Below are 12,462 nucleotides of genomic sequence, written 5' to 3'. Positions count from 1 at the left end.
GTAGTATAAGATTCATTTATAAATTAAAATCCCGTTACAAATTTTGTAACGGGATTTCTTTTTTGGTATGCTTATTGTGATTTTATCATAATATTAACAATTTAAACTATAGTATTATGAATTTTTCAAGAAAAAACCACGAACTCATTCGGCAAAATGAGGTAAACGTGAAAAAATCGCAAAAGCATGATGTAAATTTACAAAAAAACTCAACGCTCTATTTTCAAATAGGACTTATTCTTTGTTTGCTCTTTGCCTATGGTCTTTTAGAAATGAAATTTCTAAAAACTGAAACAACTATTCCTGATATGGCTTATGTTGACGATGTGCCAACAGAATTCTCAATGGACAAGTATGAAATTTACAGAGAGCCAGTTGAAAAGATTGAGAAGACCATTAAAAAGCAAATAAAGTATTCCAACAAGATTGAGGTCGCCAAAAACACTGATGATGTCGAGGAGAATACAGACGAAATCTTTGATGAGAATTTACCAACAACGGACGAGCCTATTAAACCAGAGAAGATTGTTGTGGATAAAGAACCTGAAGGTCTTATGAATATTATGCTGGTTGAAACAGTTCCTGTGTTTCCAGGTTGTGAAAAATTGAATTCTAATCAAGAAAGACGTGACTGCATGTCTTCCAAATTGACCAAGTTCATTCAGAAAAAGTTTGATACAGATTTAGGGTCTGAATTAGGACTTAAGGGTAAACAGAAAATCTATGTAAACTTTAAAATTAACAGACAAGGCGAGGTAGAAATTTTACAAACCCAAGCCACTCATGATAAGTTGGGTGAAGAGGCTAATCGAGTCGTTAATAAGCTGCCTCGAATGACTCCGGGTAAGCATGGGAATAAAACTGTTGATGTTTTATATACATTACCTATAGCGTTTACCATTCAAAATTAAGTCATACTTTTTAAGTATCATACCGCTATTAACACCTTTTTGATAGCGGTATTTTTTATGACATTATTAAAAAAATAGTATCTTTCTGCACTCATAAAAATTGTATCAATGAATTGGAAACCACTTTTGGTAATAGTGTTGTGTGCTATACAATACAATCTGTATTCACAGGATGATTTATTTTTTGAAAAGCCCCCTGTTTTTCCTGAATGTGAGAGCGTGTCGGTCGATTCGCTTCAAGCCTGTTTTGACAAGCAAGTTTATACTAAAATATTTAATGAATTTCAGGTTCCTGAAAAGGTAACTAAAGACAATTACAAAGGTGAAGTCGTTATTCTTTTTGAAGTAGATGTTGAAGGGGAATTTCGCGTAATTTATGTAGATGCCATGTATAGAGAATTAAAGGAAGAAGCCAGGCGCATTTTTGAAAGCTTTCCTAAAATTCAGCCTGCCACTTATAATGGTAATTCGACCTTCAAGCAATACTCTATGGGAATTCAAATCCCATTAGTTGACCAATCGGTAACTACCAAGGATCTTTCCGAAGATGAAGAATTAGCAGAATTAGAAAACGCTGCCAAATCAGAGTACGATAGTGTCAATCAAAATTTGAAACCATTTTCAAATAGAGAATATTCCAGTACATTAAATATTCCGTTTACCCATAGTTATTATGCCCAGTTTGATAGAAACATCAATTTAGTTGGAACTAATAGCCATACAGGTTCAAAACCTTATATGTATGAAGATGTTGCCAAGTATTATGATTTTGAAGCTGAACAAGCCAAACTAGCCAAGGAAAAATCATCTTTTGCCGGCAGAAAATTATGGAATGAGCGTTTTGTCAGGGTAGAAGGGAAGGATTATTGGTTTACTGTAGACCCCATTTTTGATTTTGAAGTTGGTAAAGATACAGAAGCTGAATTCAATAGCACATTTAATAATACTAGAGGTATTATGTTTCAAGGTGGCTTGGGTAAAAAGTTAACTTTCTACACTTCGGTTTTTGAGAGTCAAGGACGTTTTCCACAGTACTTCAACCAATACGCAGAATCTATAAGGGCAGCCGATGAAATTGCTATTATTCCTGGACGAGGTATAGCAAAAGAATTCAAGAAAGACGCTTATGATTATCCTGTTGCAGAAGCTTATCTTTCCTATTCCCCAGTTAAATTTTTCAATGTCCAGTTTGGACAAGGGAAAAACTTTATAGGCGATGGTTACCGTTCATTATTTACTAGTGATGTTGCCAGCCCTTATCCTTTTTTAAAGCTAAACACTAAATTTTGGAAAATTAAATACACCAGTACTTGGATGTGGTTAAAAGATTCTAGACCTGAAGCAACCGATCCTGAAGGCGCCTATTTAAGTAAGTACATGGCAACCCATTTTTTAAGTTGGAATGCCACCAAACGTTTGAATATTGGAATGTTTGAATCGGTTATTTGGGCAAAATCTGATAATCGTGGTTTTGATGTCAGCTATTTAAATCCTATTATTTTTTATCGCGCTATTGAGTTCCAAACGGGACAGGATGCGGGAAATGCGGTGATGGGACTATCAGCTAAGTATAAATTTACCGATAATATCTACAGCTATGGGCAATTTATATTAGACGAATTTTCTCTAGATGATATAACAGGTGGCAATAAAAGTTGGAAAAACAAATATGGCTATCAATTGGGCGTAAAATATTTTAATGCCTTTAAGGTTAAAAACTTGATGGTTCAAGCAGAATACAATAGAGTAAGACCTTATACTTATTCCCATAATACCATTGTACTAAATTATGGGCATAACAACCAGTCTATGGCGCATTTATGGGGAGCCAATTTTAGTGAGTTTGTATTAATTGGCCGCTATCATTTTAAACGCTGGTTTGCCAATGCCAAGATGGTAGTTGGTGAACGTGGATTGGATTTTAACACTACAGGAGATAATTTTAGTTATGGTGGTGATATTTATCGTAATTATAATGACAGACCTAGCGATAATGGTATAGAGTTGGGTCAGGGAAATAAAACTACCACGTTTTTTACCAACGTCCAAGCTGGATATTTAATTAATCCAGCTACCAATCTTAAGATTTTTGCTGATCTGACCTTTAGAGACTTTAACCCCAACACCATAACCAACACGGCCATTAAGAGTAATACCGTTTGGTTTAATTTGGGTATCAGAACAGACTTGTTCAACTGGTATTTTGATTTGTAAAATTCACACAATTAATCAAAAGTCTCGTTCACGTATTATAAGTATTTTAGCTTATTAAGTTTTATTAGTTTTGACTATGAAACAGACACTTTTAATAATTATAATAACCCTATCCGTTTTATTCTGCAAGGCACAAAGCCCTATTATCGATATAGCAGATAAGGAGACAGAATTGGTTGATGGTGCTTATATTAAAGATGTCCATAATGAGCTTGACAAGTTTGTTGGTACTTGGGTATATCGCCATGGAAATACGTCATTAACAATTACATTTCAGAAGAAAGTTCAAGTGCAAAGTAGATATTTCAGAGATTTATTAATTGGTGAATATCAATATATAGAGGATGGTGTAGAAAAGATAAATACGCTGTCTATTTTACAGAACCAAGCAAATTTAGAAAGTCCATATGAACATAATTTAGTTGGCAGTTCAATTCTCCTTAAATATGAATTTCCAGGCTGCCCTGAATGTGACCCTAGTGAGAAACGTGTAAAAATAGAATTTACTGACCCTAGCCCAAATATGAAGCACTTAAATGGTATTATGTTTATGGGACTCCGTTATATTAATGACAACCCAGAAAAATTGCAAATTAGTTTTGGGAAAATTGGAACTATTATCATTGAGGATGGTGCACCACTTGAGCCCAATGTTCCGTTTGGTAATTACTTATTGGTTAAGCAATAAAAACTTAAAGGTCCTTGGTTCAATAAAGACTATGGAGTTTTTATCAGTATTTGGTGGTTAATTTAACTTTTCAAAGTATCTTTGCACGGCAATAAACAAGCAAATAAGCAAGTATTACTTTGAGTAAATCGGTTACGTCTAAAACATCCCATTCCCTAATTTCAGATTTTAAGGAAATTACCAAAATGCGTTTGGCGTTAAGCGTGGTGTTTTCATCATTAGCTGGATACTTGTTAGGTGCCGAGATTGTCGATTTTCAAACTTTACTGCTGCTAGCGTTGGGCGGTTATTTTATGGTGGGTGCATCCAATGCTTACAACCAGATTATTGAAAAGGATCTGGACGCCTTAATGGATCGCACCAAAAACAGGCCCATTCCTGCGGGACGTATGTCGGTGACCACTGCATTTATTATTGCCACTATTTTTGCCATTTTAGGTATTGTGATTTTGTATATCATCAATCCACAAACGGCTATGTTTGGAGCTATTTCCATATTTCTTTATACTTGTATATACACGCCTTTAAAAACCAAAACACCATTAGCGGTATTTGTTGGCGCCATTCCTGGAGCCATCCCTTTTATGTTAGGGTGGGTTGCAGCAACCGACGATTTTGGTATTGAGCCAGGAACCTTGTTTGCGATTCAGTTTTTTTGGCAGTTCCCACATTTTTGGGCTATAGGATGGTTTTTGTATGACGATTACAAAAAAGGTGGGTTTTTTATGTTACCAACTGGCAAACAGGATAAAGCCACGGCTTTACAAACCTTGATGTATTCCATTTGGACCTTATTGGTCTCACTTATACCAGTTTTTGGATTTACAGGGCGTTTATATTTAACTCCGCTTTCGGCTATAGTGGTAGCCTTGTTGGGCTTGGGAATGGTTTATTTTGCCATTCAACTGTATAAAAAAATGACGGTTAAAGCTGCTAAACAACTCATGTTGGCAAGTGTATCGTATATAACCCTTTTACAAATAGTTTACGTTTTAGATAAATTTTTAAGATAACCATGGATTTAACCCAAGGAACCCAGGAAGAAAAAAACAACAGAGCCAAAAAAATGATGCTGTGGTTTGGTATTGTTTCTTTAATCATGTCTTTTGCAGGTTGGACAAGTGCTTACATAGTAAGTAGAACAAGACCAGATTGGTTACATGATTTTGATTTGCCACAGGCTTTTATTGTAAGTACAGTGCTCATTATATTGAGTAGTGTGACGGTTATTTTAGCCAAAAGAGCCTTGCAAAATGGCAATAGACAATTAACAACTATAGGGGTTTTGGCAACGGTTGTTTTGGGAATTCTATTCATCTCATTTCAGTTTGTAGGTTTTGGCGATATTGTTGGTCTTGGATATAATTTTACTGGGCCAACAAGCAATCCCAAAACATCATTTATATATGTCATTGCCGTTGTACATATCTTGCATGTGGTCGTTGGGTTAATATGTTTATTGGTGGTGATGATCAATCATTTTAGAAATAAATATACATCTAATAACATGTTGGGCTTTGAATTGGCGGCTACTTTTTGGCACTTTGTTGATATTCTATGGGTTTTTCTCTTCTTGTTTCTATACTATGTGAAATAGAAACAGGAAGCTTAAATCATGCAGAAGTTAAGCCTTATTTAGAGTGTTTAAAATTTAGCTTGTTAGTTTCGTTAGATAAATAAAATGATTATTTTTGTGCAACTTTTATAAACTAAACCTTAAATATGAATACTACAGTTGTAAATACTGGAACGGAAGGTAAAACTTGGGGAGGCGGAAATGAGCCTCTAAAAGCGAGTTACGGTAAAATGATGATGTGGTTTTTTATCGTATCGGATGCCTTGACGTTTTCTGGGTTTTTAGCAGCCTACGGATTTTCAAGATTTAAATTTATTGAATCATGGCCAATTGCCGATGAAGTTTTTACCCACGTGCCATTTCTGCATGGTCAAGAATTGCCCATGATCTATGTGGCGTTCATGACGTTCATACTGATTATGTCATCGGTGACTATGGTATTAGCGGTTGATGCTGGACATAAAATGCAAAAGACCAAAGTAACTTGGTATATGTTTTTGACAATCATAGGTGGTTTAATTTTCGTTGGTTCTCAAGCATGGGAATGGGCTACGTTTATAAAAGGAGATTACGGTGCTGTTCAAACAAAAGGTGGCAATATTTTACAGTTTGTGGATACTGATGGACACCGTGTGGCTTTAAGCGATTTTGTTGTTGCAGAACACAAAGATAGAACAGCTCACGAACGTAAAAATGGTCTTTGGTTTGTTGATGAAGGTACATTACCAACCTATACTGTGGATGAAGTTATTCATGGGTTGGAATCTCATGAAAATGTGTTGGTAAGAACACAAATGATTAATGAGCATGGTGAGAAAACGGTTTTATCTAGAGAAGAGTCTTTGAAACAATTAAAAGATAATGGAAAGCTTGTGGTTGAAGGAGCAAACCTGCACGTCAATGAATATGGATCACCATTATTTGCTGATTTCTTTTTCTTTATCACAGGATTCCATGGATTCCACGTGTTTTCGGGAGTAGTAATCAATATCATCATATTTTTCAATGTGATATTGGGAACTTATGAAAGACGCAAGAGTTATGAAATGGTTGAAAAAGTTGGTCTTTATTGGCACTTTGTAGATTTAGTTTGGGTATTTGTATTCACATTCTTCTACCTTGTTTAATTTCAGATAATACAATTTAAAAATGGCACACGCACATAAATTAGAAATATTAAGAGGACTTGTTAAGTTTAAATCCAACACCCAAAAAATTTGGGGCGTCCTGGTACTACTGTCAATTGTTACCGCTGTTGAGGTTGTTTTAGGTATTTACAAGCCAGAAGCTTTGATGGCAAAAGTATTAGGCATGAAAATATTAAACTGGATTTTCATCATCTTGACCATTGTAAAAGCTTATTATATTACTTGGGACTTCATGCACATGCGTGATGAAACCAAAGCTTTAAGACGTATGGTAGTATGGACAGCCGTATTTTTAATATGTTACTTAATATTTATTTTACTACAAGAAGGTGGTTATATTGAAGGTGTTTACTCAACAGGATTTGTGAAGCGCGATTTTTAATTTACCATTTAGAAATATACAGTATTAAAGGCGGTTATTAAACCGCCTTTTTTTATTTTTGCACTATGAACAAAAATCTGATAAAAAGAAACCTGATTCTGGGAATTTTATTCTTATTGCCTGTTTTTTTTGTACTGATTTTGTCGCTTTCCAAGGACAATTATAACACACTGGATATCGTCAAGGAAGGTGTTGTTGAGTTACCAAAAAACGAAGCGAATATAACTTTAAAGGATCATATTACTGTATTGGCTTTTTTAGGTAATAAACCAATGGACAACGTTATTGCGGCTTCCAATTTAAAGGAGTTGATTTATGACAAATTCAAGGGATTTAAGAAATTCCAGATAGTTGTTCTGGTAAATGAATCAGCTAGGGCAGAAGCACAAGAGCTGTTTCGCGAAATAGCAACCTATGAAGATTTGCGGTTTTGGCATTTTGTGTATGCCAACGACTATGAGATATTAAGTACGTTTAAAGGGCTGAATTCGGATATTGAGTTAGATGAAAATCTGGCAACAGATCATGTTTTTATTATTGATACAGATTTGAATCAACGTGGTCGATTGGATGACCGAACTGATAATGAAATTGAAAAGGACAAACCAATTTATGGCTTGTTTTCCTATGACTGCATTGAAGTAGCCGTCTTGAAAAACAAAATGGGTTCAGAAGATTTACGAGTTTTGTTTACAGAATATCGTCAAAAACGCAAAGGAAATTTTGACTCGACTACGAGGCGAGCAGAAGATTTAAACAGAAAAGATGAATAAGAAAACAAATTACTCTTTTGTTGGAATAGCATTTATCATTTTGGTTTTCGGAATTATTTTTATTCCTAAAATCATTGATAGAATATCCAATGATGATACCGTAAGGAATGATAGCAGAAGTCAGCAGGTTTCCACCAATGTAAATGATACCAATGCTGCTTCAGATTTGATGTTTTTGGAAATAAATGGTGCTCCAAAAAAAGTACCTGCATTTAGTTTTGTGGACCAGAATCGGGATACCATAACCCAAAATGATTATTTAGGTAAAGTTTATGTAGTGGAATTCTTTTTTACAACATGTCCTACTATCTGTCCTAGAATGAATCGTAATCTGGTTGAAATACAAAATGAATTTGAAGAGTTTGATAATTTTGGAGTCGCATCTTTCACGATTACTCCAGAAATAGATACCCCTGAAGTGTTGAAAACCTATGCTGACAATTATGGGATTACCAACCCTAATTGGCATTTAATGACGGGTGACGAAGATAAAATTTATGATTTGGCCAACGTTGGGTTTAATATTTATGTAGGTAAAGATGATTCAGTAGCGGCTGGATTTGAACACTCTGGAAATTTTGCATTAATTGATAAGAATGGATTTATCCGTTCTAGAAAAGACGACTTTGGTAATCCCAAAATTTTCTATTCAGGGATCATTAGTGAAGCTGAAAAGGTTGATGATGAAGGTATGAAAGAAGAGATTAGTATGCTAAAAGAAGATATTGCTAAACTATTAAGGGAATAATGGAGAACACAAATTTAGAAAGTAAGAAGTATAATAAATGGATTGTAGTTTTATCCATTGCCATTCCATTGGTTGTAGCTGCCTTGTTTGGAGTAAAGCTGGATGTGGAATTACCTGTTTTTCTGCCACCCATTTACGCTACCATTAATGCCATAACTGCTTTGGTTTTGGTTTTGGCTTTTGTAGCAATCACTAATGGCAAAAGAACCTTGCATGAACGCCTCATGAAGTTTGCTATTGTATTATCGGTATTATTTTTGGTTATGTATGTTGCCTACCATATGACCAGTGACTCTACAAAATATGGAGGAGAGGGTATGATGCGGTATGTATATTTTACGATCTTGGTATTACATATTGTATTGTCAGTAGTGGTTATTCCTTTTGTTTTGATCACCTATGTGAGAGCCATAACCAATGATTTTGAAAAACATAAAAAAATAGCCAAAGTTACTTTCCCTATCTGGTTGTTTGTAGCAATTTCTGGCGTTGTGGTTTATATTATGATTTCACCCTATTATTAACTTGAAAAAGTATATCGTCATATTGCTCTTGGTGTTGTTGGTAACTGTTCCGGCAGAGGCGCAATGTGCCATGTGTCGTGCCGTATTGGAGAGTGAAGAAGGGCAAGGTGCAGCCAAAGGAATCAATGATGGAATTGTATATTTAATGGCTATACCCTACCTGTTAATAGGTGGTATAGGGTTTCTAATTTATAAAAAGTTTAACAAGCCAAAAAAAGGTAAGGCTTAATTAATATTTACTTTTGTTGTAACAATTTTTCGGTTCAGTAGTCTAACTAATAACTGTAGGAATAAACAATAAGTAAATTATGCTAACCATCAATAAACTACACAAGTCTTATCCAATTGGCGATTCCAGCTTACATGTTTTAAAAGGTATTGATCTTTCGGTAAAAGAAGGTGAAATGGTGGCCATTATGGGCTCTTCTGGTTCGGGAAAGTCTACTTTGCTCAATATCATTGGGATGTTAGATGAAGCTGATGAAGGTGAATACATTTTAGATGGTGTTCCCATTAAGAACTTAACAGAAAAGAAAGCAGCTATTTACAGAAATAAATTTTTGGGGTTTATTTTCCAATCTTTTAACCTGATTAATTATAAAAATGCCCTTGAAAATGTAGCCTTGCCGTTATATTATCAAGGTATGAAACGCAAAGAGCGTCAAGAAAAAGCTATGTTCCATTTAGGGAAAGTAGGTTTGAAGGATTGGGCGCATCACTTACCTAATGAATTGTCTGGAGGTCAAAAGCAACGTGTGGCCATTGCAAGGGCATTGGCAGCAAATCCTAAATTGCTTTTGGCTGATGAACCTACGGGAGCTTTGGATACCAAGACATCCTACGAGATCATGGAGTTTATTCAACAACTTAATGACGAAGGTAAAACCATTTTAATGGTAACTCATGAAGAAGACATTGCCAATATGTGTAAACGAATTGTAAGACTTCGTGATGGTGTTATCATGGAAGACACGTTTGTAGAACAAGTAAGAGCAGGAGAGTATGTTTGATATAGATCTTTGGCGCGAAATATTTCAAAGTATAAACAAAAACAGAACCCGTAGCCTGTTGTCAGGTTTTACGGTAGCATTTGCTATTTTGTTGTTTGCTATATTATTTGGTTTAGCCAATGGTTTACAAAACACTTTTTCTGAAGCTTTTAATGATGATGCCAACAATGCCATTTTTATTTACGCAGGAAGAACGGCAAAAGCCAACAAAGGGTTACAGGCAGGAAGACGCATTCAATTTAAAAATGAAGATTTAGATTATGTTAAAGATGAATTTTCAGACAAAGTACAATACATTACCGCTAGAATTTATAGAAATGTAACCGCAACATTCAGAAATGAAAAAAACACCTACAATGTAAGAGCGGTTCATCCAGATCATCAATACCTTGAGATGACACTCATGAAAGAAGGTCGTTATGTCAATCAAAATGATATAGAGAATCATACCAAAGTAGTTGTCATAGGTAGATTGGTTGAAGAAGATTTGTTCTTAAAAACTACAGCATTAGGAAAGTACATTAACCTAGACGGTATTCAGTATAAAGTTGTGGGCATATTTACAGATGAGGGAAATGATAATGAAGAGCGTATTATTTACATGCCCATTACTACTGCTCAAAGAATTTATGGTAATAATGATTACATCGATCAAATAAACCTGACCTATAATCCAGATATGGATTATGACCAGGCCATTGGTTTTGGCAGGTCACTCACAGATAAGCTAAAGAATCGTTTTGATGTTGCTGCTTCTGACCAAAGAGCTATTAGAATACAAAACATGGCCGAAGCCAATAAAAATGTTGGGCAAATGACGGGAGCTTTAGGCATCATTATTTTAATAATAGGCTTTGGAACACTTATAGCTGGTGTAGTGGGTATCAGTAACATTATGATTTTTATTGTAAAAGAACGCACCAAAGAAATTGGCATTCGTAAGGCTTTGGGAGCCACGCCACGCTCCATAGTTTCCATTATTTTAATAGAATCTATCTTAATTACTGCCATAGCGGGTTATTTTGGATTATTAATTGGTATGGGCGTTTTGGAATGGGCAGGACCCATGTTGGAAACTTATTTTATTAAAGACCCAAGTGTTAAGCCATCATTAATCATCGGAGCAACCATAACACTAATATTTGCTGGCGCCATTGCAGGGTATTTACCTGCTAAAAAAGCATCGAAAATAAAACCAATTGTAGCATTAAGAGACGACTAATATGTTTAAATTTTTAACAGATAGAGATACTTGGCAAGAGGTTTTTGACAGTTTAAGCAAAAATAAGTTGCGCTCCATATTAACCATGGTTGGTGTCTGGTGGGGAATTTTATTGTTAATAGGTTTGTTGGGTTCTGCAAGAGGATTGGAGAATGCATTTAACAGACTTTTTGGAGACTTTGCCACCAATAGTGTGTTTATTTGGGGACAAAGCACGAGTAAACCATTCAAAGGTTTTCAAGAGGGTAAGCAGGTTCAACTTACTTTAACTGATGCCAAAAAAGTTGAAGAAAATATTGAGGGTATTGAATTTGTAGTGCCAAGAAATCAAAGCCAAGCCACTGTAGTGCGTAACTTTTTGTCGGGAACTTTTGGAATTAACGGTGACTACCCTTTACTAGATAAAGTTCAGAAAAAGAAACTCATTCATGGACGTTTTATCAACCAGAATGATATTGATGATAACAAAAAGGTAGCTGTAATTTCAGAAAATGTTTACAAGCAGCTCTTTGAGAAAGATGAACAAGCCATTGGAGAGTTGATTCAAATAAATGGCATGAATTTTCAGGTAATAGGCATTTTTGAAGACGGTAATATCAATATGGGGCCATCATCAGATATGCATATACCATTTACTACTTTTCAGCAAATTTATAATCGTGGTGACCGAATTGGTTGGATGATGATAACTGGAAAACCAGATTACGATATCAAGCAAATTGAGGAAGATGCCAAATTATTGTTAAAGAACCTAAATCGCATTCACCCCAAAGATAATCGTGCCTTTGGTAGCTTTAACTTGGGTAACGAGTTTGCAAAAATGACAGGCTTTTTAACGGGTATGCAATTTTTAACTTGGTTTGTGGGTATCGCAACCCTTATAGCAGGTGTCTTTGCTATTGGTAATATATTATTGATTACCGTTAAGGAACGCACCAAGGAAATTGGGGTGAGACGTGCTTTGGGTGCAACACCGTTTGAAATAAAGAGACAAATATTAGTTGAAGCTGTCTTTATCACATTATTGGCAGGATTCATGGGAATTATTAGTGGAGGTTGGATATTAATTTTATTGGATTGGGCATTTGGTCAAGGTGAAGATGCAGCCATTGTGAATGCATCCGTTTCAATAGCCGTAGTATTTATAGCCTTAATTATATTGGTGGTTTTAGGTACGTTAATTGGTTTAATACCTGCATTTAAGGCCACAAGTATCAAGCCTATAGAAGCATTAAGAGAAGAATAGAATAATCAATCATAATTTAA

General features: G+C 35.2%; 14 protein-coding genes. All 14 read left to right on the top strand.

The window, feature by feature from the left end; all coding sequences use genetic code 11:
• Positions 1 to 116: 116 nt before the first annotated feature.
• Complete coding sequence (locus tag C1T31_RS06730) at positions 117 to 911, top strand: energy transducer TonB (RefSeq protein WP_103051706.1); 795 nt, start codon at positions 117 to 119, stop codon at positions 909 to 911.
• Between the two features lie 108 nt (positions 912 to 1,019).
• Positions 1,020 to 3,125 carry a gliding motility protein RemB gene (locus C1T31_RS06725; RefSeq protein ID WP_103051705.1) on the top strand — a complete coding sequence of 702 codons (2,106 nt, stop codon included), beginning with the start codon at positions 1,020 to 1,022 and terminating at the stop codon, positions 3,123 to 3,125.
• A 76-nt stretch (positions 3,126 to 3,201) separates the two neighbouring features.
• Positions 3,202 to 3,813 (top strand): DUF6705 family protein, encoded by a 612-nt coding sequence (locus tag C1T31_RS06720; RefSeq protein ID WP_103051704.1) that lies wholly within the window; start codon positions 3,202 to 3,204, stop codon positions 3,811 to 3,813.
• Between the two features lie 119 nt (positions 3,814 to 3,932).
• Complete coding sequence (cyoE, locus tag C1T31_RS06715) at positions 3,933 to 4,826, top strand: heme o synthase (RefSeq protein WP_103051703.1); 894 nt, start codon at positions 3,933 to 3,935, stop codon at positions 4,824 to 4,826.
• Between the two features lie 2 nt (positions 4,827 to 4,828).
• Positions 4,829 to 5,410, top strand: a complete 582-nt coding sequence (locus tag C1T31_RS06710) for a cytochrome c oxidase subunit 3 (protein ID WP_103051702.1) — start codon at positions 4,829 to 4,831, stop codon at positions 5,408 to 5,410.
• A gap of 125 nt (positions 5,411 to 5,535) precedes the next feature.
• Positions 5,536 to 6,516 (top strand): cytochrome c oxidase subunit 3, encoded by a 981-nt coding sequence (locus C1T31_RS06705; RefSeq protein ID WP_103051701.1) that lies wholly within the window; start codon positions 5,536 to 5,538, stop codon positions 6,514 to 6,516.
• Positions 6,517 to 6,538: 22 nt separating this feature from the next.
• Positions 6,539 to 6,919 (top strand): cytochrome C oxidase subunit IV family protein, encoded by a 381-nt coding sequence (locus C1T31_RS06700; protein WP_103051700.1) that lies wholly within the window; start codon positions 6,539 to 6,541, stop codon positions 6,917 to 6,919.
• A gap of 65 nt (positions 6,920 to 6,984) precedes the next feature.
• A complete protein-coding gene (locus tag C1T31_RS06695) occupies positions 6,985 to 7,692 on the top strand; it encodes a hypothetical protein (RefSeq protein ID WP_103051699.1) in 708 nt (235 codons plus the stop codon).
• Positions 7,685 to 8,440: an SCO family protein gene (locus tag C1T31_RS06690; protein WP_103051698.1), complete on the top strand. Its 756-nt coding sequence runs from the start codon at positions 7,685 to 7,687 to the stop codon at positions 8,438 to 8,440. The genes C1T31_RS06695 and C1T31_RS06690 overlap by 8 nt, the downstream gene beginning before the upstream one ends.
• Complete coding sequence (locus C1T31_RS06685; protein WP_103051697.1) at positions 8,440 to 8,964, top strand: DUF420 domain-containing protein; 525 nt, start codon at positions 8,440 to 8,442, stop codon at positions 8,962 to 8,964. Before C1T31_RS06690 ends, C1T31_RS06685 begins: the two co-directional genes overlap by 1 nt.
• A 1-nt stretch (position 8,965) precedes the next feature.
• Entirely contained in the window at positions 8,966 to 9,193 is a 228-nt protein-coding gene (locus C1T31_RS06680; RefSeq protein ID WP_103051696.1) for a hypothetical protein, read from the top strand.
• Positions 9,194 to 9,272: 79 nt separating this feature from the next.
• Positions 9,273 to 9,974: an ABC transporter ATP-binding protein gene (locus C1T31_RS06675; protein ID WP_103051695.1), complete on the top strand. Its 702-nt coding sequence runs from the start codon at positions 9,273 to 9,275 to the stop codon at positions 9,972 to 9,974.
• Positions 9,967 to 11,196, top strand: coding sequence for an ABC transporter permease (locus tag C1T31_RS06670; protein ID WP_103051694.1), 1,230 nt, complete (start codon positions 9,967 to 9,969; stop codon positions 11,194 to 11,196). The genes C1T31_RS06675 and C1T31_RS06670 overlap by 8 nt, the downstream gene beginning before the upstream one ends.
• Before the next feature lies 1 nt (position 11,197).
• Entirely contained in the window at positions 11,198 to 12,442 is a 1,245-nt protein-coding gene (locus tag C1T31_RS06665; RefSeq protein WP_103051693.1) for an ABC transporter permease, read from the top strand.
• Positions 12,443 to 12,462: the final 20 nt, after the last annotated feature.

It is taken from the genome of Hanstruepera neustonica, assembly GCF_002895005.1.
GTDB classification, from domain to species: Bacteria; Bacteroidota; Bacteroidia; order Flavobacteriales; family Flavobacteriaceae; genus Hanstruepera; species Hanstruepera neustonica.
Note: the sequence above shows the minus strand (reverse complement) of the source record. Positions and strands in the feature narration are given on the sequence as shown.

Bases quoted from the DNA above. Each gene is read 5' to 3' on its own strand.
- C1T31_RS06710 (WP_103051702.1), top strand. From the start codon at position 4,829: ATGGATTTAACCCAAGGAACCCAGGAAGAAAAAAACAACAGAGCCAAA.
- C1T31_RS06690 (WP_103051698.1), top strand. From the start codon at position 7,685: ATGAATAAGAAAACAAATTACTCTTTTGTTGGAATAGCATTTATCATT.
- C1T31_RS06700 (WP_103051700.1), top strand. From the start codon at position 6,539: ATGGCACACGCACATAAATTAGAAATATTAAGAGGACTTGTTAAGTTT.
- C1T31_RS06725 (WP_103051705.1), top strand. From the start codon at position 1,020: ATGAATTGGAAACCACTTTTGGTAATAGTGTTGTGTGCTATACAATAC.
- C1T31_RS06720 (WP_103051704.1), top strand. From the start codon at position 3,202: ATGAAACAGACACTTTTAATAATTATAATAACCCTATCCGTTTTATTC.
- C1T31_RS06695 (WP_103051699.1), top strand. From the start codon at position 6,985: ATGAACAAAAATCTGATAAAAAGAAACCTGATTCTGGGAATTTTATTC.
- C1T31_RS06705 (WP_103051701.1), top strand. From the start codon at position 5,536: ATGAATACTACAGTTGTAAATACTGGAACGGAAGGTAAAACTTGGGGA.
- C1T31_RS06665 (WP_103051693.1), top strand. From the start codon at position 11,198: ATGTTTAAATTTTTAACAGATAGAGATACTTGGCAAGAGGTTTTTGAC.
- C1T31_RS06685 (WP_103051697.1), top strand. From the start codon at position 8,440: ATGGAGAACACAAATTTAGAAAGTAAGAAGTATAATAAATGGATTGTA.
- C1T31_RS06675 (WP_103051695.1), top strand. From the start codon at position 9,273: ATGCTAACCATCAATAAACTACACAAGTCTTATCCAATTGGCGATTCC.
- C1T31_RS06730 (WP_103051706.1), top strand. From the start codon at position 117: ATGAATTTTTCAAGAAAAAACCACGAACTCATTCGGCAAAATGAGGTA.
- C1T31_RS06670 (WP_103051694.1), top strand. From the start codon at position 9,967: ATGTTTGATATAGATCTTTGGCGCGAAATATTTCAAAGTATAAACAAA.